Below are 24951 nucleotides of genomic sequence, written 5' to 3'. Positions count from 1 at the left end.
CCTCCATTATTCCTTCATATCCCATTTTTGTATTTCATCCCATAACCGATCCGATAATATTTTATATCCTTTAGGGGTTAAATGTATATGATCTGAAAACAAATTGTAGTCTATTGTCTGATTAAAATTTTTATACTCTATAGGTTGATTTTTAAAATAATCATCAATTTTGTTCATATTTTCTTGAAATCCAGGTTTAGACACATTTTCTTCTAACAATTTGTCATTCATTGCTGCAAGAAAAATAAAAGTATCTTTATTCTTTTGAAACTCTATAATTTTATTTAAAAAATATATTTGTGGATTACTCTCATCCATGACAAAAGCTGCATCAGAAAACTCTCTTTGATACATAGGCTCTTTTAATAAATCTTTTAAAAAATCTTTTTCCGTCCAAGCCTTCACATCTTCATTAGAAGCTATATTTCCTCTTACTTCCTTTATCTTTTCTTTACAATAAGCTTGTATATAATCCTTATACTTAAATATAGCTATCTTTTCATACATATTATTTTTCATAGGCTTTAATGTTTTTTGAATAAATTTCTCTTGTTTTTGATTTGCCATTAATTGTGGCTTAATGTGGTCATAAGTTTCTTTATCTACTTCCTTTAATTGATCCTTTAACCAAAAAACTGCTGGAGGATCAGGATTTCTTGCTACAAAGCCTGCATAAATTACATTAATGATCACATGGTCTCTTGAAATACCATATTGATCCATCTTCTTTAAAACAGTATAAATATCTCCTGTTTGCATAGATGGCATAGATAAATTAAACACTCTAAAGTTTTTTCCTGACTGTTTTGCTCTTTCATTTAAATAATGAGCCATAGAAGAATCAGCAGGTCCTGGACTACTAAACCCTACTGAATCTCCTAATATGACTACATAGTCACTTATGTTCTCTTGATCAATTATTTTTTTTACTTGCTCAAAAACTCCTTCTATATTCGTGGGACGATTTTTTACTGCATCATAAATCAATCGATCTTCATATACTGCTTGAGCAGGTATCACATAAGGAATACCAAACTGGAGTACCAATATATATAAGATCATATAAATAAATACTTTTTTAAATGCCTTCATCTTTTTTTCCTTCATCTTTTTTTCCTTCATCTTTCTTTCTTTCATCTTTTTTTCTTTCATCTTTCTTTCCTTCATCTATTTCTTTGTAATCCTTTAATCTTTGTCTAAAAGTATTGACTACATCATCTCTATTGTCAAGTCTGTAGATTCTAGCAGGATTTCTATTTGGATCCCAATCAATTCCATTCCACCAAATAGCTACTTTTATATTCTTAAATGGATGCATGTACATATAATCAAACATCCCATGAATCCAGCTTACCTTATCTCCACCAATTTCATTAGATCCAAATTCTGTAATCATAAAAGGCTGTTCAAATATAGACATATATTCATTATAAACCTGAGGATAAATTTGTTCAAAGCTTCTCCATACTTCACCAGGATAATAATTTCCTGTATTATAGCCTGTAAGACCTATAATATCTACATATTCATCACCTGGATAATAATTTAGATAATGATTCCATTTAAAATTAGGGAAAGATAAATCATGAGGATTCCATACCCAAATTACATTATCTACACCATATTGTTCAAATTTATGATAAATATATTTCCAAACTTCTTTGTAAAGGTTTGTATCCTTAGAAGAATAATAGCTTGAATATACGCACCAATCTCCATTCATCTCATTGTTTAATCTAAATAAAACAGGATGATTAAATTCTTTTAATTTTCTTGCATATTCATCAAAATAAGCATCATATTTTCCATCTAATATATCATAAGTAATGCTTTTATTGTCTTCATTCATATGCATAGTTTGAAGAGTAAGCTCTACATATCGATTGTTATTATATGCATTTTTAAGCTCTTCAAGAGGCATAGGTACATCTAGTGATTGATATCTTACTAAAAACTTAAATTCATAATCTAATCTATTTTCTATACTTTTTAGATAAGAAAAGCTTGCAGGGGCACTTTGTTCAAATATTCCCCATCTTAGTTTATCACTTTTTAAAAAGTATTTGTCATAAAATTCCTTTGTCTCTTCATTTAATTTTCTCTCTACAGGTTTAAATTTTGTGTTGATACTAGAAACTCCTTGCTTTTCTATGATTTTAAAACTAGAAATCACATCCATATAATCTTCAAAATTATAAAATTGTCTAGATGATTTTATAAAAATTGTATAAACTTCCTTGTTATTTTTTACAATTTCTGCACTTACATAAAAGTTTTTATCATTTTCTATTTTAGAAAGTTTTTTTCTATTCCATTTTAATAAATGTACCTTCATACCATTAATAGTTGCCGTATTCTCATATTCTTTTATATGATCTTTATCGTTTTTTATAAATGCATTGCTATAGTTTTTATACGCATTAGCCACATTAGGCGTATTATAAAAACTATCATAATAAATTTCAATTTCTCTTTCTTGGTCTTTGATCACTGTTTTTACAGCTTCAATTGAAGTGTCTACCTCCATATGGCTTGGATAATCTATCATATATCCATCTCCATAATTTACATATCTATTCTTTTCTTGATTGACAGATTCAATATATGAAAATCCACTTTTTTGAATCTTAGTATTCAACTCTAATCCTTGAGCATAGGAAAAAACACTATAAAAACACATAATTCCTATACAAATTCCAATCCCTATTTTTTTCATATGTATCTAATCCTTTCTAATGAAATTTTGACAAATTCCATCTTATTATAGCATAGTTTTATATTCCTTTACATCATTTGTATATAGAAATACTCCTTGAAAGTTCATCCAAGGAGTATTCCTTTCCTTAATTTTTTTCATTTAGTGGCAGAATTTCATATGTTATTCCATCATCATTTACAGTAAACATAAGATAAGTAAAGCCTTCCCACTTATCTATATCTCTATTTTCAGAATAAGATTTTAACTCTGCATAATAAATTCCTTCTTTTGGATATACGCTAAAGAGATCATGTCCTCCAGTAAGAACCCAAACCTCTGCATTTTTTTCTTTTTTAAATTTATTTAATGTATCATTAAATAATTTTTCTTCTAATGGATCTTTAAAACTCAATGGTTTTGGTAAAGTAATGATTATGTTTTTACTATCTGCTTGATTAACTGTATTTAAAAACCATCTCCATTGTTCAAAGTTCGTCTCTCTTAATCCGCCCTTTGTATTATCCAGAGAAATCAATAAGCTGTTTTTATATTTTGTAGAGCTATATCCTCCCCCTACAACAAAGGTAGAATTTTTAAGTTGTTCTTTTAATCTAGGATCTATTTGCTGTGTAAATAAATTGACCTCTGCTTTTTCATTTGAAGTTTGAGCTGTTTTTATTATATCCTCTGGATTCATTCCTAAAATAGCTCCATGAGCAAGCAACTTAAATGAATTTTGTCCTTTTAATTCAGCTTTGATATTTTTAGGATTTTGTTCTTGATTTTCAGACTGTGGAATGGTTCCTGTAAAAGTATTTGGATAAGATACAGTCAAATCGTCTATATAAATTTTCCCTGCATCTTTAGACAGCTTATTTGTTTCTACTACATAAACTCTTTCCAGTCTAGATTTATTGCCTATGCTCTCTGGAATATTTCCTTCTACATATTTCCATCCATCCCAATCTATGCTATTTGCTAATGTTATATTTTGTTCCGTTCCATTTGCTGTAAACATTTTCGCTTTTAGACTATGACCACTATGATTTCCATATACCCACATTCCTATTTTTTGTGGTTTGTCTGTGAAATATTTTCCTCCATTATTAAATTGTAAATAAGCAGCTCTTGTAGCATCTGTTTTTGTAAAATCATAAGAAAGTTCTCCTGATGATTGTCCATTTTTACTTATATTCGATAGTATATATCCTCCTAATACTTCAGATGGATAAGATAAAAACTGGCCATTCATGTTTTCAAAATCATCAATCACTACTTCTTTTGACCCGACTACTACAGGAATATATTTTACTAAATTTTTATAAGAAAGCTTCATCACTCCTGAACCACTTTGATTTCCTGCATGAAAATATCCCATTTCATCTAATGTTCCTAAATTATTAGGAATTTCAACATTTAAATCCTTTATATTGATGCTGCTTCCATATCCATCTTTATCTGTAATTTTAGCCGTTAAATTCGTTTTTTGATTATTTCCTAATTGTATTTTCCCAGGAAATATATCGAGTCTTGTAATTTGATCTATGACATGAATGGGTAAGGTAGCTGTTTTTCCTTCAATTTCTGCCACAATTGCTCCATCTCCTGGACTTTGAGCATAAAAAATTCCATTTGTAACTTTTCCTTCTACTCCTTTTACCTGCCAATTGATTTTATTTACATCTATTGATAAAGGATAATAATTTGCATCATAACCTTTTACTTGGATCTTCTTTGAACTATTTAAAGGCACATTAGAATCTTCTATTTGTAACATCATACCTCCGATTTCATCTGTTCTAGGGGCATTACTCACAACCCCTACTCCATTCATAACTCTTCTTTCTACTCCTTCTGAAAGATTGTTGATCACCTTTTTATTTTCTTCTCCCAAAGGTCTTAAAACCATATCTGTAGAACCGCCACCATCTAGATTAATAGCATCATAAGCCCCCAGTGAAATCATAATCTGTGCCAATTCTTCTTGAGTTACCCCTGTATAAGACCCTACTCTTCCATCTATCGTTACAATAAAAGCTTCTTTTTTATCCTGCGATATCCCTAAAGCAGTTCTTGGTTGATTTCCTTTTATATTGATATAGTAGTTAGATTGTGGTATACCATCCTTTACAAGTAAACCTCCTCCTCCTACAGCAAATTTAAGATTAGAGATATCCATATTCGCCTGATTTGTGAAATTTACCATATCCCCAACTGCAAAATTTTGTTGTAATTCTGTTGCTTTCATTCCTGCAGCAAATATCACAGATCCATTAGGAGGAATCACTTTAGCTGTACCTCCTGGTAAAATCTCTGTTACAATATTATTTTGTATAACCATTTGTATCCCTCCTGCTAAATTTTTAGCAGGCGTTTGAACTCCCCATTTTGGAGTATATATTACAGATATATGTGCATAATCAGATTCTTTATTAGCAGCTAAAACTTCAAAGTTATATCCCTTTGTCACATTGGTTAATACAATTGCATTATTCACCCAATTTTGAATGGTAGGAATTTTTTCATTAGTAAAACTCATACTAGGTACAGCTTGTCCTAAATAAGCTGTAGTCGTAAGCAACTCTCCATCTCTTACCATAGGACCTATGGTAGCTGCTCCTTTCATATTAAAAAAGTCTCCATTCACAGCTCCAACTACATCACTTCTCTGATTTACAAATTCTGATACCTTTGCCTTTTGTCCTAATCCATTTTGATGAAATAATAAATCTAAGGTAGCATATGGTTCATCTAAATTCACTCGAATGACATTTATATTCACCCATCCACTATTGGTAAACTTCAGATGTTGTTCATGCTTTATTCCCTTTGCTATGTACGATTCATTTTTTTGTTCATAAACAGTATTTGCAATATTTGCATAAGAAAAACTTGGTATACTTATAAAAGCTATAGAACACGCAAGTCCCATAGACATAATAACTTTTTTAAAGTTATGCATATCCTACTCCCCCTTTTCATTTCTTTATTTTCATTATATCAATATATGTTGACTCTATGGTTACGAATACATTACAATCTCATATCATTTAAAATTTGCATATTCCTATAGAATAAAATCAAGGTGATCCAAAGGATCACCTCTAACATTTTATCATTCCTTTTACAATATTGACGATTCCTAATAAACTAATAATACATCCTACTACTTTATCTACCAAAGTAAAATTTTCTATTGTATAATCCCTCTTAGAGTATTGTACAAAATTTGAAATACAAAACCATAAGATACAAGAACCTGAAAAAATAGATGCAATCAAAGTTATATGCTGTATAAATGTTTGTTGATTCACATCAACCTTCAATTTTGCAAACATAGCTAAAAAAATAAAGAAAGTCATTGGATTAGATATTCCCATCAAAAAAGTAGAAAAATACGGATGTATAGATTCTTCTTGAAATTCTTTTTTGTTTTTCTTATTTTTTTTATTTTTAATTGCTTGTAACAAAATATTCATTCCAATAATCAAAAATAAACTTCCTGTTATATAATAAATTAAAGCAGTATGCTTTTCTAAAAAAACATCTATATAATCCATGCCTAAAATAGCCATAGTAGAATAGACAATATCAGAAGTGGCTCCACCAACCCCCGAAAAGAATCCTTCTTTCCACCCTTTGTGAATACTTCTTTGTATAGATAAAATTCCAATAGGTCCTACAGGGGTTGACATTAACATCCCCATAATTATTCCTTTTAACATATAGATCATTGTAGTATTTACTCCTTTAAACATATTTAGACATAATTCTTTATTTACTATATGTTTCAAGTTTACAATTATTTCATCATAATTGCAAGCAACCTAGGGACGGTTAACAAATTTTATATACTATTCCATACAAAAATCTTCCTTTGAAAGAATTATCGATAGACTTTTTTGAAATACATAACTGAAACTATGTATTTATCCTCAATTTTATTTACACTTAGTACATAATTTTCTATGTATTATAAAAAAATCTTTTATCATAAGATAAAAGGCTCATTTATTTAATATTATTAAATACTATTTTATTTTTAGGCATCAAAAATAACCCCTTCTTTTTTCTTAATATTTATTTCAATTTAAGCACTCTTTATCTTTAAAAATTGATCTAATAACTCCTTTTCTTTAAATGCCATCTCCATCCCTATCATAGATAAACTAGACACTCTTGTCTGCGTAATATTTCCGACTAATTGACATATATTCTTCTGATTTATATTGCAATAACAACTCATCAAAAAACAGCTAATAGCTCTTAATTTTACATATTGTCTTTTATATTTGACATGCACTCTATTTTTCTCCATTTTAAAATATTTGGCTACCATTTCTATGACTTGTTCTCCTGTATAATCTCGTGGAATAATCCTTCTTTCACTTTTATATACATTTTCAACTTTTTCAAATTCTACATCAATAATATCATCTTTGCTCTCACATTTTTTTACAAATTCAATATAAGCCTTCTTATTTTTCATACGATCTAAATTAAGTATTTCACTTAAAAAAGAAGTATCTAATATTTCAAATTGATTCGTCCCTTTTATATAATCATTCAAACTACAAAATCCATATTCTTCTATTCGGTCTTTGTAATTAGACAAATCCTTAGGATTATTATGAATATAGGCAGATAAAACAATAAAATATTTTTCATCTTTAATTATTTTACTTTTAAATCGGTCTTGAAATAAATGTCCATGTCTATTATATTTTCTATTGAAATATTGAGCATAACAAAAATTAATACTATGCATAATTTTAGATATGTCTGCTCCATTGCAATCTATAATCATATGTCCATGACTATCCATAAGACAATAGGCATACACTTTAAACTGAAACTTTTTTTGATATTTGTAAATTAATTTAAAATATTTAATTTTGTCCAGATCATCTAAAAATAAATTTACTTCGCTGATACTTCTAAACATAATATGATAAATTCCTTCTTCACTTTTTACTCTAGCGACTCTAGGCATAAAGAACTACTCCTTTCATCTTTTAGAAGTAGTTTTTACATTCTATAGTTTATTATACTTAATGTTTAACCGTCCCTTATACCACCTTATACCACCTTACCACCTTATACCACCTTATATGCCACTTAATGTTTAACCGTCCCTTACATGCCAAAAAGACTGTCATTTGACAGTCTTAAAAATCTATAAGTCCGAAACTTATTAATAAACCCTCATTTACTTTATCCATCATTTCGTCATCTGAGTGTCCTATTTTTTCTCTTAATCTTCTTTTGTCAATAGTACGAACTTGTTCTAGTAAAACTACTGAATCTCTCGTTAATCCATATTCTGAGGCGCTAATCTCAATATGGGTTGGTAGTTTTGCTTTATTAATTTGAGAGGTTATAGCAACTACAATAACTGTAGGGCTGTATTTATTTCCGATATCATTTTGTACCACAAGGACTGGTCGAACTCCTCCCTGTTCCGATCCAACTACAGGGCTAAGATCTGCATAGAAAATATCTCCTCTTTTTACAATCACACTATTCACACTCCGCCAGCCTTGATTCATAGGTCTGTAACCCATTTACATCCATATCTAATCCCATCTCCGATAATGCTAGATTCATTGCTCCCATTTCCCTATAGCCTTTTTTCATATCCTCTCTAATTTGCATTTTGCGCCTCTCTCTAATATATAATTTCATTGCTTCTCGTATAAATTCACTTCTATTCCTTTGTTCTATTGCTACAATATCATCTACTTCTTGTAAAAGTGTATTAGGCAAGCTGATCATAATTCTTTTGGATTCAGCCATGTCCGCACCTCCTAAAGTCATGAAAATAGGACACCACATGGGCACTCGTATCCATACTAAAAATATATACAACATTATATACTATTTATTATAAGTGTGTCAATATGATCACTTTTTTATACTAATTTCCAAAATCTACATACCCAAGTAGTCTTTAATCTTTATAACTTCATTATTTTTGATATATACTCTTGGAATTCTTCTTCCAAGCATACATACAATTTCATAATTGATGGTACCTAATTGATTTGCTAGATCATCTGCAAGTATTGTATTTTTACCATCACTTCCAATAAGTATTACTTGTTCTCCTACTTGAATATCTTCTATAGAACTTACATCAATCATACATTGATCCATACATATTCTTCCTACTACAGGTACTTTTTTTCCTTTTACTAAAGCTTCTCCTTTTCCTGATAACATTCTTGTAAATCCATCTGCATAGCCTATAGGCAAAGTTGCAATTTTAGATTTTTTAGGAGTAAAAAATTTAAGTCCATAGCTAATTCCTACTCCTCCATCTAGTGTTTTTACATGGCTAATTTTAGCTTTTAAAGATAGTACAGGTTTTAGATTTAATCTTTCTTTTTTGACTTCTTCTGAAGGATAAAGTCCATAAAGAATTACCCCTGCTCTTACCATATCTAAATGCATGTCTGGTAAATCCATAATGGTTGCACTGTTTCCTACATGACGAATAGGAATATGGATATTCTCTTCTTTAAGCATTCGATCCATACTTATAAATCTTTCATATTGCTTATTTGTAAAATCTTTACTCTGTGCATCTGCTACTGCAAAATGAGTAAACATACCTTCAACTTTTACATAAGGGAATTTTATGATTTCCTTTATGATTTCTACCGTTTCCTTATTAGGCAAAAATCCTATTCTACTCATGCCTGTATCTATTTTAATATGAAAAATTACATATTTTTTTAATTTTTGTGCCACATCTGAATAAGCCTTTGCATCTTCTAATGAATAAATAGTCTGAATAATATTATTTTCTATGACCTCTTGTGCACATTCTTTAGGCGTATATCCTAAAATCAATATAGGTGTGTCCTTATATCCTTTTCTTAATTCCAAAGCTTCTGATAGTGTTGCTACAGCAAATCTTTCTGCTCCATTTTCAAGGAGTGTTCTTCCAATTTCTAATGCTCCATGTCCATATGCATCTGCCTTAATAACCCCTGTAATTTTAATTTCTTTTTTTACAAGATTTCTGATTTCTCTCATATTATGAGCCAAATGGTCTAAATTGATTTCTGCCCATACAGGTCTTGTTTTTTCTAAGGATAACACTTTTCTCCCCCTCTTTCTTTGAAACACCTCATCTTATCTTGAAAAAATCATTTTCTATGGTAGGATTATATTCAAACCCATCATATTTTACCCTCATTCTTATATGATCACTTGAATCATATACTTCTAATAAAAAAGGTTCTTTTTTTTCTATATTGATCCATAATATTTGTTTATGAAAATAAGCATAGTTCCCAGGAATTTCAGTAGTGATTACAAGATAGTCTTTATGTTCTTTTCTTTTTTTATCTATTTGTACATTTTCAGATTCTAAATAATTCTTTATAAAATATCCTAAAAACATATTTTGTTCATCAGATTTTGAAAAATCATCTAGGATAAAGGTTTGTTCAATTAAAGGATGATACACCCATGCTCTTTTTCCATCAAATAAAGTCACTTTTCCTTTTAAAGTGTCCGGATATATGGTTTCAAGCTTATACTTATTTGGTTTTTGAAACCATTGCTTTACAATATACTTTTGCATATCTTTATTTCCATGAATCTCAATTTCTGCTTTACATGTATAAGAATTGATTTGATTTAGTTTTTTTTGAACATCATATAATAAATCCTCTTTTGTTTTTGGACTACATCCTCCTAAAAGACACACTATAAGTATCCATAATCCTATCTTTTTAATTCTCAAATTCATCCCTCCACGCAAAATCTCCTTTATTATCTTTACGTAGAAGTTTTAAAATTTATTCCTATCTTCCTACAACTTCTTTGATAGCTACAGGAATTTCATTGATCATATCAGAAGCAAGCATACCATATTCTCCTAATTTTTGTGCTGCTAAATCTCCTGCTCTTCCATGAATGTAAACTGCTGCAATGGCTGCATGAAAAAGGTCTATTCCTTGGCTAATAAATCCTGTAATAATTCCTGTGAGTACATCTCCACTGCCTGCTTTAGCCATTCCTGGATTTCCTGTCCTATTGATATATATTTCTTTTTTAGGATTTCCTACTATTGTTCTTGCTCCTTTTAATACAATGACTACATTCCATTTTACTGCATATTCTAATACTACTTCTATTGGATGCTTCTTAATATATTCAATGTCTAATCCTATAAGTCTTGACATTTCTCCCATATGAGGAGTTAATACTACATGCCCCTCAATCAGTTTTATAAATTCTTTTCTATTGGCAAGTCCATTAATAGCATCTGCATCTAATACAATGGGTTTTTTCGTATTTTCTAATATATTTCTTAAAAGTTCTTCTATTTCTCTATTATTTCCGCTTCCAGGACCCATGGCAATCACATTAGATTCTTCAATAATTTTTACAATTTTTACAATATCATTAATTCCTAAAATGCCTTTTTTATATTCATGAAGAGGAATCGTAATCCCTTCTACTAATTTTGTCTCCATAATAGTATTTAAACTCTCAGAAATTGGAATTTTTAAAAGACCTGCTCCACTTCTTAATGCTGCTTTGCAACTTAATATACCCGCTCCTGTCATACCAGCAGACCCTGCAAGAATATATACCTTTCCATAGTCCCCTTTATATGTATCTTTTTTTCTTATAGGTAAAATCTTTTTTACAATTTCTTTTGTAATCAAATTCACATTTAAAGATATCTTGGAAAACGTGTCTTTAGGAATTCCTATTTTTTTTATCTTTAGCTCTCCTGTATATTCTGCTCCTGGATATAATAGATTTCCAATCTTAGGAAGTTCCAGTACAATAGTTTGATTTGCGCGAATCGCTTCTCCATAAATCTTTCCATCATTTGCTCCTATGCCTGATGGAATATCTATAGAAACCACTTTCTTTTTTAAGTCATTCATTGTTTGAATTACTTTTTTTGTGAAACAATCTATCTCTCTACTTAATCCTGTTCCAAAAATAGCATCTATAATCATATGAGATTTCTCTAGAATATTCACAAATTTCTTTAAGTCTTTCTGAATTATGTGAATAGGTATATTTAATTTTTGTAAGATATGATAATTCATTTTTGCATCTTGAGAAAATTTCTCTACAGCACCTATAATACATACCTTCGTAGGTATCCCTCTATGAAACAGGTGTCTCGCTACTACAAATCCATCTCCTCCATTGTTTCCCACTCCACAAACAATCACTATTTCTTCATTTTCTTTTATATTTTTTAATATTTCTTCACATACAGCTATTCCTGCATTTTCCATAAGGATCATGCTAGGTATTAAAAACTCATCCATAGCCATCCTATCTAATTTTTTCATTTCATCCCCTCTTACAACCTTCAAACATAACCCCTCCTCTAAATGGCTAATGCTTGTGCTACTGCATAATCTCTACTATGCGATATAGTAATCATGATCTCTTTTATTCCTTTTTGATCTGCAATTTCTTTTGCTCCATTATAAAGTTTTACAAAGGGCTTTCCCAAGTGATCTCTTTCTATCTCAATATCTATCCATTTAAAATTTCTAAGTCCTGTTCCAAGGGATTTCATCACAGCTTCTTTTGCAGCAAAATTTCCTGCTATAGTATTTTTTCTATAATCAATAGATACAAAATACTTGATTTCTTTTTTTGTAAATACTCTTTGTAAAAATTTATCATTTTTATTCATAGCATTAGATATTCTGTCTATTTCTATTATATCTATTCCTATACCTTTCATATTAAAAACTCCTCATTTCTTATATATACTTATATATTCTATTGTATTCTTTAAATTCCTCTTAAAACTAAAAAGTACGTATCAATACGTACTTTAGACTGTTAGCAAACTATGTTTAAGCAAAGTAATAAACATTAGGAACATTTATTGAGAATTTATGAAAATATAGAATAAATGAGAAAATCATTAGCATTACATTGTTTGAGCATAGCGAGTTTGTAATGCTATTTTCGAGTGTTTCTTCATATTTTCCAAATTTGAAAATTAGTGACGTTGTTTATTAATTTGATTAAAAACTCAAAAGTACGTATAATTACGTACTTTTAAAGGAATTTTTTATCTAATTTATTTGTTTCTTCATATCCTAATGTATTATGAAGATAATGATACAAATCATCTACTGTTTTTTCTAGCTCTATCTTTTCATCCCAGCTGCTTTTTAATTGATCTCTTAGTTTTATAATCTCATCTGTAAGATCTTCTATTTTACTGCTTCCTTTGTCAATTTTTTCATAGGCTATAGAAATAGTTTCTGTGAGTAAAGCTTTATTTAATATTTCTATCTCCTTTGGAAGTGTCTCTAGCATAAATTGAAATTCATCAATTTTGTCATTTGCTTGAAGTATTTTCTCTTTTGTTTGTTCTAATGAATCTAGTGCATTTTCATTTTTATTATTATTTACTTCATCAGAAAATTGAAGTACCCTCTGCATTAAATCCTTTTTTAATTTTTTATATATTTTAATTTGTTTGGTAGCTTCTCTGTATTCTATGACTTTTTCTTTTAAAACTTTTGAAGTTTTCTCCATAGACCTTGTCATATCACTTTTAAATAAAGATCTCCACTGACTATCTTCAATCAAAATAGGAATTTTGTTTTTCTTAATAATATTTTCATCTAATTCAATGTTCTTTGCCATGGCCTATAACCTCCGTTTTTGCGATCCATACAAATATATCGTAAATTCAATAGAATCTTCATCATAGGACCTAGGACCCAAATTTATGCAATCCCTAAAATCTTGGTAGCAATAGAAAAATATACAAATAAAGACACTGCATCTACAATGGTGGAAATCATAGGACTGGCCATAATAGCAGGATCTAGTTTAAAGGTTCTAGCCAAAATAGGAAGCATTCCTCCAACTACTTTTGCCCACATAATTACAATCAATAAGGTACTACATACTGTCACACTAATTCCTAAATCTACATGTTGTATATAATATAATCGAAGAAAATTAATCGAAGAAAGTATAATACCTACTACACAGCTCACTCTAAGCTCTTTCCATAAAACTCTAAAAATATCATTAAGTTCTATTTCATCTAATGCCATTCCCCTTATAACTAAAGTAGATGACTGAGCCCCTGCATTTCCTCCTGTGCCCATAATCATAGGCATGAAGGCCGCTAATGCTACTACAGATTGTAATACATCTTCAAATTTTTTAATAATACTTCCTGTAAAAATAGCTGAGATCATCAAAAATAAAAGCCATAAGATTCTTCTTCTTGCTAGTGTAAAAACACTCGTTTCTAAATATTCCTCCTCAGATGGAGCAATAGCCGCCATTTTATGAAAGTCCTCTGTATTTTCTTGTTCAATAACATCTACAATATCATCTATGGTAATAATTCCAATGAGCCTTTCTTCTTTATCTACAACTGGCAATGCAATAAAATCATATTTTTTAAAAACACTTGCAATTTCTTCTTGATCATCTTTTGTAGTAACAGAAATAACTCCTGTCTCCATAATTTCTTCCACTGTTTTATCATCGTCACTCACTACTAATTTTCTTAAAGATACAATTCCTTCTAATTTTCTATTTTCATTCATTACATAACAAGTATAAACAGTTTCTTTATCTAATCCTATTTTTTTAATATATTCTATAGACTCTTTTACTGTCATTTCTTTTTTAAGTCCTACATATTCAATAGTCATCAAACTACCTGCTGAATTAGCAGGATAATTTAAAAATTGATTGATTAATTTTCTTTCTTCCTCTTTTGCATTTTTAATAATTTTTTTGACTACACTTGCAGGCATTTCTTCTAAAAAGTCAATCATATCATCAAAAAACAATTCTTCCATAATATATTCAATCTCTTTATCTGTAATGGCACTAATAATATACATTTGATGTTCATTTGAAATATTAGAAAACACTTCTGCTGATATATTTTTAGGAAGCAGTCTAAAAAGAATTAAAGCACTATTTATATCTAACTCTTCTAAAAGCTCTGCAATATCCATAACATTCATTTGTATTACTTCTTCACGTGCCTTTGCATACTTTTTTTTCTCAATAAGTTCTATAATTTGATCTTTCATCGCACTCCTCCTTAGGAGAGCCATAAAGAGATGGTTATGGCCCTTTTATTTCCTACTTTTTTGTTCCTCTGCCTCGGCAACGGACTAGAATCCATAACCATCACAACCTTTCTATGCTATGATCCAAAACAAAAAAACTCTACTTAACTGTAGAGAAATAAGTATTTTTTCTTTTTTATTATATTCTATATTTCTTCTATTTTCAAGAAATTATGCCTTATTTATTCCTATTCTTTCTCCCATATTCACCTTTGTTTCTATTTCGTTTTCTGTATTTTTGAGTAAATCTTGATCTATATGAGCAGCTCCTTTTTTTAGAAATAAAATAACTGTAGACCCTCCAAATTTAAAATATCCTTTTTCTTCTCCCTTTTGAATTCTCTTGTTTGGTATATACGTTTGAATAATAGACCCTACACAAGTAGCTCCTACCTCTATCATAATCACTTCTTTAAAATGATCTGATTGAAATAAAGTAATTTCTCTTTTATTTTGACAATAAATAGATGCTACTTTTTTAAGAGCAATAGGATTCACTGAATAGTACATTCCTTTTATCTTTTTTGTCTCCATGGGTATTCCACTATCAGGAAAATGAAATCTATGATAGTCAGCTGGACATAGTCTAATCACTATACAAGCTCCTCCATCATACTCCTTAGATAACTTTTCATCTCCTATTAACTCTTCTAAAGTATACGTAAAACCTTTTACTTGTATAATAGAGTTTTTATCTATATTTTCATAAGCAAGAATTCTTCCATCTGCTGGAGATACCAAATGACTTTCCTCTTTTTCAATAGGTCTTGCCTCTTTTTTTAATCTTCTTGCAAAAAAATCATTAAAATTTTTATAATCCTCTATATTTTCTATTTCTGCTTCCTTCATATCAATTTTAAGATCTTCTGCAAATTTATGAATTTTTCTTTTACTAGAAGATAAATCTTGCATTTTTCCATATATACTTGAAAACATCTTTCTTTTTACAATCATTTCAAGAATCGTACTACCCGTTTTTGTATCATAAATCCATCTTAAGAAAGAATCTCCTGCTACAATCTCTTTTTCTTTTGTAGCAGTTTTCCTATTTATATAATAAATCTCCAAACTATTCCTCCTTTTAAGAAATTGCACCTTGTTTTTTAAAAGAATTGTCTTCTCCTAGATTTCTAGATACACAAGCGTTAGGAACCTCATAGAGCATTCTTTCAATAACAAGATTTGTCTCTTTCATTAAATCTATAGACTTCATTTGTACTGTTACTGCATTTTGCTTTACAATTTTTATTTTTGGACGAAGAGGAAAATCTGTATGAATTTCTTCTACTACTCCTATTTCCTTATTGCTAAGCTGTACCAAAGTTCCCACAGGATAAGGAATGATTTTTTTTACAAATACTTTTACCATATCAAAATCAAATTGTCTTCCTGCACTTCCCATAATCATCTCTATGGCTTCATTTGGAGAAACAGCTCTTTGATATGGAGTATCTGAAATCATAGCATCATATGCATCTGCAACAGCAACAATCTTTGCAAGCTTATTAATTTTTTCATCTTTATATTGATTAGGATATCCTGTTCCATCTACTCTTTCATGATGCTGAAGGGCAATAAGTTTTACATTTGTACTCAGTTGATACTGATCTTTTAATTGATCATAGCCTTTCTTTGGATGTTGTTTTACAACCTCCCACTCTTCATTTGTAAGAGTACCTCTCTTTAGAAGAATCTCTTTAGAAATTGATGCTTTTCCTACATCATGAAGCATAGCCCCTATACATAGATCATACAATTCATTTTTATTTAAATTTAATTCAATTCCTAAAACCAAGGATAAAACTGCTACATTTACAGAATGTTGATAGGTATAGGTATCCATATTTTTGATATCTACCAACTGAATCATAATATCTTTGCTTAAAGCAATGTCTTCTACGATATCTTTTGATATTCCACTTAATACTCCTAGCTTCTTTTCTTGTTGTTTCTCATATTGTCTGCCTTTTATACTATTTCTATTTTGATAAGAATGATTAAATCCTTCAAAGGTTTCTTTCATAGATTTTACTGCTTCATTTCTAAGAGTAGGACTAATTACATCTTCTATTTCATTATCACTATATTCATCATGAATGTAAATACTATATATTCCATTTTCTTTTATTTTTTCTATTAATTTTTCATTCAACCTTACCCCTTTTTGAAGTAGCACTCTATTATCTCTATCGTGTAGTGTCTGGGCTAGATACATATCATCTTTTGCAAAATCAACGGGTACAAGTCTCATTATCATTACTCCTTATCTTTAAAAATATATAGATTCCTTTGAATGGTTTTTCTACCTCTCCAGCTAAATGAACGATCCTTATATTTTTTTTGAAATCCTTTATTAGACAAATTTTTGATTTCTGTTTCATCTATTTTATGAATAATGTTTTCTTTAAATTCTTCTAAAGGCGTAATTTTAACATTTTCATTATGGGGACATACATCTTGACAAATATCACATCCAAATATGGTTTTTCCTTTTTTTAAGATATTTTCTTCCTCATCCGTCAAAGCTTCTTTTTTCTGTGTTAAATAAGCAATACACCTTTTAGGATTCATTTCGTAGTTTGAAAGCAATGCTCCTCCTGGACAGCTCTTTATACATTTGCCACATTCTATACAAGTTTTATTAGAAGGAGAATCTACTTCAAAAGGATAATTATTAATCATATATCCAATAAATACATAAGAACCATAATCATCTGTAATAATATGATGATTCATACCAAAATATCCTACTCCAGAAATATATGCTAAATACCGATCTACCAAAGGACCATTGTCCACAAAAGATTGATAAGAAAAATCCTTTATTTCATTTTTTAAAAAATGCCCTATTTTTTCTAATTTTTCTTCAATTACTTTGTGATAATCCAATCCATAAGTATATTTAGATAAATTTCCACTTTCTTTGTTTCCTATAAAATAAGGAAAAAGACATACAATAATAGATCTGGCATCTTCCATAATTTCTTTTGGATTGATTCTTTTTTGTATTTCCTTCTCTTCAAAGCCTGTCAAATATCCTTTTTGAATTCTTTTTTTTAAAATATTTTCTAATTCTTTATAAGGTTCTGCTGGTGCAATTCCTACATGTTCAATATTCATTTCTCTACAAAATTCTTTTAACTTATTCTTCATTTCTGTCCCTTCTATTTACAATACTCTCGCTTCTTTTTCTATATCAAATAAATAAATATAACTTTCTTTTACATTCTTTTTAGTAATTTCTTCTAAAGCTTCTTTGTACAATTCTATCTGTATCATATATTGATTGATAATTTCTTCTTTATTTTGAGTACCTATATAATCTGTCTTGTAATCTATTAAAACCAATCCATCCTCTTCCTCAAAATAGCAATCAATAATTCCTTGGATCAACAATTTTTCATGACAATCCTCTACATTTGAAATGACTTGCAAAGCTTTTTTTACAAAATTAAATGGAATTTCTCTATATATTTTTTTTGCTCCTATCATTCTTTTTCCAATAGAGTTTTTAAAAAAGTTTAGAATCTTTTTAATATCTATATTCTCTACATCTTCTCTTTTTAACAATTCTATCTCTATCATATTTTCTATTTGTCCTTTGATTTGTTCTTGTGTTCCTACCTTTGATAAATTAAGATGCTGCATGACAAAATGAATCAATGTTCCTCTTTGAGCTCCTGTCAACTTTTTTGTTTTTTCCATAAATTTTGGCCTTTGAACTAATGCTGGGATATTCATCTTAATTGTATCTAATTCCTTGAAAGATAATTTTTTAATTTCTGTTACAGACATTTTAGATGGAATTTGAGTAGCAATCTCATAAGGATACCTAAAATTCAATCTACTTTCTACAAATTCTTCATTTTCTACATTCTGCGTTGTAAAATTTTCCAAAAATTTTCTAAATGCTAATTGGTTGATTTTCTTTTCTGTTTCTTCTTGTTGAATATCTCTTTTACTCAATCTTTCAACAGTCCATCTTGAAGCATCTTTCCATAATTTATTTTTATCTACTGGAATATTTGCCCATTCTCTTAATTTTTCTCCATCTTTATGCCTTATAAGTACTGGTCCTATCCAGTCCATATAATTTTTTCCATGAGATAAATAAAAAGAATGAATTGGATTTGTCCATTTCTTACAAGTTTTTTCTAAATCTTTTATAGCTCCTACTAAAATAAGTTTATCTTTTGCTCTTGTCATAGCTACATATAGTATTCTCATTTCTTCCGATAAACTTTCTGTTTTAATTTGATGTTTCATAATAATCTTAGGAAGTGTATCTGTATATTGTCTTAAGTTTGGTTCTACATATCTAGGGCCTAACCCTAAATCTTTATGAAATAAAACTTGTGAATAACTATCTCTAAGGTTAAATTGTTTCCCCATTCCCCCTACAATCACAATAGGAAATTCTAATCCCTTACTTTTATGAATGCTCATAATTCTTACTACATCATCATTTTCTCCTAATGTTTTTGCAGTTCCCATATCTCCACTGCTACTTTTAAGCTTATCAATAAATTTGATAAAATTAAAGAGCCCTTTTATGGAAGTTTCTTGAAATTGCCTTGCTCGATCTACCAATACTCTTAGATTTGCTTGTCTTTGTATTCCTCCTGGCATAGCCCCTACATAATGATAATATCCTGTTTCCTTTAAAAGCTTCCAAATGAGTTCGTCCATAGGAATATATCTTGCATCTTCTTTCCAAATACTTATTCTTTCTAAAAGCTTTCTGCATTTTTCTCCTAACGTATCTTTGTATTGGGCATAGTTATAAACTGCTTCAAAATAACTTTTTTCTATACTTTCTGTACGAATTTTGATAAGCTCTTCCGTAGAAAATCCTCCTATTGGAGAACGCATCATACTGAGTAGTGGAATATCTTGTCTTTTGTTATCTATCACCTTCAAAAGATTCATAAAAATATTGACTTCTACTGCTTCAAAATATCCTGTATTCACATCTGCATAAGCAGGAATTCCTTCTTCTATAAAAACTTCTAAAAAATTTTGAGCCCAGTTTTTTGTACTACGAAGAAGAATCACTATATCTTTATAATTTATTTTTCTAAATCCTTGTAATTTTGAATCATATATTTCTTTTTTTAACAATTCCTTTATTTTTTTCCCTATGATACGTGCTTCTACTTCCATATCCTCTAAATCTTGGATCTCCTCATCTATGCCATCTTCTTTTTTTTCTATGCAACAAAATTCTACTTCCATGTTTTCTATATCTTCATTTTCTCCTCCATAATAAAGATACGAATCCTCATCATAATCTATTTCTCCTAATTCCTTTGTCATAATGTTTTTAAAAATAAAGTTTACTCCATGAATAATCTCTTCTCTGCTTCTAAAATTTTTACTTAAATCAATTCTTCTATTCTTAGCATTTTTATCTTTTTGAAAGCTTTCATATTTATGAATAAATAAAGAAGGATCTGCCAATCGAAAACGATAAATACTTTGTTTTACATCTCCTACCATAAATAAATTATTTTCTCTTTTTATAAGGCTTAAAATCGTTTCTTGAACAATATTGCTATCTTGATATTCATCTACAAAAATATATTCATATTTTTTTCTATATTCTTTCGATGCTTCCTCATTTTCTAAAATGGACAGTGCATAATGTTCTAAGTCATTGAAATCTACAATACCTTTTTCTTTTTTCTTTTCATGATAAAGCTCTCCAAAAGCTACTAAAAGATGATATAAATATTCCATGTAAGGATGTAATTCATTTAAATCTTTTATAAAATCTTTTGGTTCTTTCATAAATATTTCATTCTTAATCTTTTTTAAAATATCCTTTCCTTCTTCTCTTAAACTTTTTACCGCTTCCTTTAAATCTTCATCTGTTTCTTTATCTATTTTTCCAAGTCTTTTATGCTCTATATTAGAAACAACATCATAAAATGTGTGAATATCTTTATCTAAAGCATTCATCAAATCTTCTACTAAAAAAATATCTTGCTGTATAGCGTCTATATACCCCTCTGGTCCATAAGTTTTTTGACAAATTTTTTTTCCTTCTAAAAATACATTTTTTGCTGCAATCAAATACATTTGGATTTGGTTAACAAAACTTTTATACCAATTGGTATCTTTAAAAGTATTTGTATTCAATTTAAAATCCTCAACCTTTTCCTTAAGCCACCTCATTGGATAAGGTTGACTTTGAATAAATTCATATAAATGAAGAACCAGATCTCCAAGAGGTGTATCTTCCTTATTGCCTCCAAATCGCTCTACAAGTCCTAAAAAATATTCTTCTTCTTTTTCATATTGACTTTCAAATAATTCTTCTACAGCCTCAAGCTTCATAATAGTAGTTTCTGTACTATCTCCAATCCTAAAATGAGGATCTATATCTATAAGATGAAAATATTTTTTGACTACATCTATACAAAATGCATGTAGTGTACTGATAGATGCTCTATTAATCAAATGAAGCTGTGTTCTTAAATGTTCTTCATTTGCATCTGTATTTTCTAATTCTTTCATAATAGCTTGTGAAATTCTTTCTCTCATTTCTCCTGCAGCTGCATTGGTAAAAGTTACAATCAATAATCTATCTATATCTAATTTATCTTTTATAAGCATCTGTATAATTCTTTCTACTAACACAGCAGTTTTTCCTGATCCTGCTGCTGCTGCAATTAATAAATTACAATCTCTTGCATCAATGGCATTTCTTTGATCATCCGTCCAATTTACCATTTTCATCCCTCACATTTTTTATCTTTACGATTACTTCATCATCTGATAGCTTTTTCATATTTTTATAGTCATTTCCTTCCACTTTTGTATCAAATTGACAAATACTCAAATACTGACAATAATCACAAGCCGTTTGCTTTCCATTTTTACAAGGATGAATATCAATATTACCTTTCATGATTTCATGAGTAATCTCTGTTATTAATTTTCTTACATGTAAAATCAATTCTTTAAATGCTTTTTCATCTACTGCAGAAGAATTTGAATAAAATTCTCCTTTTTTATTAATTCCTACAGGAATCATTTGAGAATATCCCTCTAGTTCACAATCCATTTTTCTAACAATGTGAATATCCTTTACTACTAACCCCTTCATTTTGAATTTCTTTTTAATTTCTTCTTCTATTACTTCTTTTATTTTTTCTTCTGTTTTCACCATAGGATCATCTATTTTAAAATAAAAAATTCCTCCAGGCTTTCGATCGTCTCCTCCATTTAATACAGCATCTAAATAAATCATAAGCTGTAATTGAAATCCATAATATACATCCGAAAGATTAAAATCTTTATCTCCTGATTTATAATCTATGATTTTAATGTATTCATCCTCTTCTTCTAATACATCTACACGATCTATTCTTCCTTCTACATATATTTTTTCTTCATCAGAAATTTCTATCGTAATAGGAGGATATTTTTTATTCATTCCAAATTCAACTTCATATTCCTTAGGCTCAAATTCACTTTGTTGGATATGTTCTGTTAATGTCCACACAGCTCTTTTAGAAATTCTTTTTAATCTTTTTACAAGATACTTATATCGATTTGTACTCAGCATTACTCCATTTTCATAGGAAGGAATCATCTCATCTATTACATTTTCCATAACTGCTTCACATTGATCTTTTTTTAATTGTCTCCAAGCAATTTTTTGTTCATTTAGCTTTTCTGTAAAAGCTTCCATAGATCTATGAAAAATTTGTCCTATATCTGGTGCTTTTACTTCAAATATTTTTCGATCCTGAGGCTTTAATCCATATTTAATAAAATGAGCAAACGGGCAATTTACAAATTGTTCTAATCTTGAAACACTAGATTTTATGGGCATAGAATATAGTTTTTTCACAGTATCTTTTTGTATATAATTTGTTTGGTTTTGATGAAAAAATCCTTCTACAACCATTTTTAATTTTTCCTGCCAATCATTTTGCTTATAATACCATCCATACACATCCCACCATATAGGATTGATTTCTTTACCATCTACACTCATTCTTATATTTTCAACCAGATGCTTAAATGTACTTTTAGGAGTTGCAATCATTCTTTTTTGTTGATAAACCTCATCCGTCAAATCACTATAGAGCTTAACTTTTGGAAATATTTTTTTAAGCTTGTCTATAAGAATAGATGGACGCATGGCTTTTCCTTCTTCATCAGCCATTGAAAAACTTACCCATAAATAATCACTAGGCTTTGAAAAAGTAGAATAAATTGTAAATTTTTCTTGGTATGCTTTTCTTTCTCGATCATGTCCTAATAATATATTTTGTTCCTTCATATACATTCTTTCTTCATCGGATAATATTCCATCCTCTTCTTTTCCTGATGGTAATATTCCATCATTGACTCCTAATACAAATAAAGCCTTGATATCATGACTTTTTGATCGACTCATATTTCCTATTAACACTTGATCAATCGATGTCGGAATAATTCCTATTTCTATGGATGCAAATCCTGAATCAAGCATTCTTATATATTCCTTTAATGAAACCCTTTGATCTCCCATGATTTCTACAAGCTGATCAAATACTTCCATAATTACATTCCATATTTGTGTATTTTCATTGACATACTCATATTTACCCTTGTCCCTTAAATAATCAATCCACTTTTCTATCTTTTGTTGAAGATTACTTTCTTCTAAATATTTGTATAAACCCTTTGTAATTTCTGAAATATTTTTTTTCCCTTTAATTTTTTTCTCTAAATTTTCTATAGGTTTTATAAAAATTTCTCTATATTTATTAAACTCTTCTAAATCATTGACTTCTTTTCCATATTCAAAATCTCTTTTCCAACGATCCCCTTTGATTCCATACTGAAGAGCATAATTTTCAAGTTTCTCATATTGATCTACATCTATATCTGTAAATCCCGTTTTCAAAAGACGAAATACATCTTCATATCTATACCCTTTCCATACAATAGATAAAGAAGATAAAATAAATTCAACAATAGGATTATGTGTAATTTCCCTTTTTTGATCTAAAAAATATGGAATATTATACTCTTCAAATATACTTTTTATAAGAGGTGCATAACTTTTTAAATCATTAGATACAATGGAAAAATCTTTCCACCTATATCCTCTTTCTCTTACCAAATTAATCATTTGAGCTACTGCATTTTCTATTTCTCTATGAATATTCACTCCTGCAAAAATTTCTATATCCTTTGTTTCTTTTAAAAAAGTATGATAAGGATAAGAATAAATATTTTTTTCTATATGATGAATTTCATCTTTTTTCATAGCAAATTTATTTTCTTGATTCAAATCTATATTTTTTTTAGATAGACCATTTTGAAAAGCCATATCTGAAATCTTTTCATAAGTCATCTCTGATATTTTAAACAAATCTCCATCTTCTTTCCTTGAAGAAGGGTCCATAGAAAAAGTAATTGTAAAATCCTTAGCCATTTTCATTAATTTTTCTATAATTCTATAAGTCTGTGAGGTAAAGCTCTCAAACTCATCAATCCAAATATAAGCATCTTTTAAAAATTTTGCCTCGTCCATCTTTTCAATTAATAAATTAAAATAATCTTCATTATCTATATAACGCCCTTCTAAATAAGATTCAAACCATTCATAAATATAAGTAATATCTTTGATTTTAGAATATAATATTTCATTTTCATCCATATCATCAATTCCCAGTAACAAATCCATAGGTGAAATATCTTGCTGTTTCAGTTCACATAAAAGCTCATGAAACATAGGAATAAATCCATCTTGTGTAGATACATTTTGATAAATAGTAAGATTTTTTTGTCCTTCATCTATAATTTTTCTAAGAATCATATTTTTCCCTTGTTCATTAATATGAACTCTAGTAATTCCTCCTACCTCATTTAAAACTTTATGGGCAAGCCTTGTAAAGCTCAAAACTTCAATATGCATAATTCCTGGAAGATCTAATTTTTCAATCAAATCTCTTTCTGCTTGTAGAGTAAATTGCTCTGGAACAATTAAAATTAAAGTTTGATTTGTATTTTCTATATGTTTTTTTATATCTTCAAGTACAAAATGGGTTTTTCCTACTCCACTTCTTCCAAAAACACAACAAATTCCCATGCTTTCACTCCCTCACTTTATCTTAATATTATATCATA

At 29.0% G+C, this 24951-nt stretch carries 18 protein-coding genes; all 18 read right to left on the bottom strand.

From position 1 onward, the window contains the following. Window positions 1–6: 6 nt before the first annotated feature. The 18 genes from BN2409_RS03700 to addB all read right to left on the bottom strand — a co-directional run bounded on the left by BN2409_RS03700 (window position 7) and on the right by addB (window position 24913). On the bottom strand, window positions 7–1137 hold the full coding sequence (locus tag BN2409_RS03700; RefSeq protein WP_207642554.1) for a hypothetical protein: 1131 nt from the start codon (window positions 1135–1137) through the stop codon (window positions 7–9). Further along, the gene (locus BN2409_RS03695; protein ID WP_053955320.1) at window positions 1079–2716 is read right to left on the bottom strand and encodes a glycoside hydrolase family 26 protein; all 1638 of its coding nucleotides are present in this window, start codon (window positions 2714–2716) and stop codon (window positions 1079–1081) included. The genes BN2409_RS03700 and BN2409_RS03695 overlap by 59 nt, the downstream gene beginning before the upstream one ends. Window positions 2717–2843: 127 nt before the next feature. Beyond that, window positions 2844–5660, bottom strand: a complete 2817-nt coding sequence (locus BN2409_RS03690; protein WP_053955319.1) for a phosphodiester glycosidase family protein — start codon at window positions 5658–5660, stop codon at window positions 2844–2846. A gap of 142 nt (window positions 5661–5802) precedes the next feature. Further along, window positions 5803–6456, bottom strand: coding sequence for a LysE family translocator (locus BN2409_RS03685; RefSeq protein WP_207642553.1), 654 nt, complete (start codon window positions 6454–6456; stop codon window positions 5803–5805). 332 nt (window positions 6457–6788) lie between these two features. Beyond that, entirely contained in the window at window positions 6789–7691 is a 903-nt protein-coding gene (locus BN2409_RS03680) for a transposase (RefSeq protein WP_053955317.1), read from the bottom strand. Window positions 7692–7866: 175 nt separating this feature from the next. Further along, a complete protein-coding gene (locus BN2409_RS03675) occupies window positions 7867–8247 on the bottom strand; it encodes a type II toxin-antitoxin system PemK/MazF family toxin (protein ID WP_479691172.1) in 381 nt (126 codons plus the stop codon). Further along, window positions 8219–8494 carry a CopG family ribbon-helix-helix protein gene (locus BN2409_RS03670; protein ID WP_053955315.1) on the bottom strand — a complete coding sequence of 92 codons (276 nt, stop codon included), beginning with the start codon at window positions 8492–8494 and terminating at the stop codon, window positions 8219–8221. Before BN2409_RS03670 ends, BN2409_RS03675 begins: the two co-directional genes overlap by 29 nt. 135 nt (window positions 8495–8629) lie before the next feature. Continuing rightward, a complete protein-coding gene (gene alr, locus BN2409_RS03665; protein WP_110942930.1) occupies window positions 8630–9805 on the bottom strand; it encodes an alanine racemase in 1176 nt (391 codons plus the stop codon). Window positions 9806–9833: 28 nt separating this feature from the next. Then, window positions 9834–10454 (bottom strand): LolA family protein, encoded by a 621-nt coding sequence (locus BN2409_RS03660; protein WP_053955314.1) that lies wholly within the window; start codon window positions 10452–10454, stop codon window positions 9834–9836. Between the two features lie 61 nt (window positions 10455–10515). Further along, the gene (locus tag BN2409_RS03655) at window positions 10516–12057 is read right to left on the bottom strand and encodes an NAD(P)H-hydrate dehydratase (RefSeq protein WP_053955313.1); all 1542 of its coding nucleotides are present in this window, start codon (window positions 12055–12057) and stop codon (window positions 10516–10518) included. Between the two features lie 14 nt (window positions 12058–12071). Beyond that, window positions 12072–12437 (bottom strand): holo-ACP synthase, encoded by a 366-nt coding sequence (acpS, locus tag BN2409_RS03650; RefSeq protein ID WP_053955312.1) that lies wholly within the window; start codon window positions 12435–12437, stop codon window positions 12072–12074. Window positions 12438–12760: 323 nt separating this feature from the next. Next, window positions 12761–13357: a hypothetical protein gene (locus BN2409_RS03645; RefSeq protein ID WP_053955311.1), complete on the bottom strand. Its 597-nt coding sequence runs from the start codon at window positions 13355–13357 to the stop codon at window positions 12761–12763. A gap of 83 nt (window positions 13358–13440) precedes the next feature. Further along, window positions 13441–14778 (bottom strand): magnesium transporter, encoded by a 1338-nt coding sequence (gene mgtE / locus BN2409_RS03640; protein WP_053955310.1) that lies wholly within the window; start codon window positions 14776–14778, stop codon window positions 13441–13443. 210 nt (window positions 14779–14988) lie between these two features. Next, window positions 14989–15885, bottom strand: coding sequence for a phosphatidylserine decarboxylase (locus tag BN2409_RS03635; protein WP_053955309.1), 897 nt, complete (start codon window positions 15883–15885; stop codon window positions 14989–14991). 13 nt (window positions 15886–15898) lie between these two features. Continuing rightward, entirely contained in the window at window positions 15899–17068 is a 1170-nt protein-coding gene (locus BN2409_RS03630; RefSeq protein ID WP_110942929.1) for an HD-GYP domain-containing protein, read from the bottom strand. Between the two features lie 5 nt (window positions 17069–17073). Continuing rightward, complete coding sequence (gene queG / locus BN2409_RS03625) at window positions 17074–17970, bottom strand: tRNA epoxyqueuosine(34) reductase QueG (protein ID WP_053955308.1); 897 nt, start codon at window positions 17968–17970, stop codon at window positions 17074–17076. Window positions 17971–17985: 15 nt separating this feature from the next. After that, a complete protein-coding gene (gene addA, locus BN2409_RS03620) occupies window positions 17986–21552 on the bottom strand; it encodes a helicase-exonuclease AddAB subunit AddA (protein WP_053955307.1) in 3567 nt (1188 codons plus the stop codon). Then, a complete protein-coding gene (addB, locus tag BN2409_RS03615) occupies window positions 21533–24913 on the bottom strand; it encodes a helicase-exonuclease AddAB subunit AddB (protein WP_053955306.1) in 3381 nt (1126 codons plus the stop codon). The genes addA and addB overlap by 20 nt, the downstream gene beginning before the upstream one ends. Window positions 24914–24951: the final 38 nt, after the last annotated feature.

This window comes from Inediibacterium massiliense (genome assembly GCF_001282725.1).
GTDB classification, from domain to species: domain Bacteria; phylum Bacillota; class Clostridia; order Peptostreptococcales; family Thermotaleaceae; genus Anaerophilus; species Anaerophilus massiliensis.
Note: the sequence above shows the minus strand (reverse complement) of the source record. Positions and strands in the feature narration are given on the sequence as shown.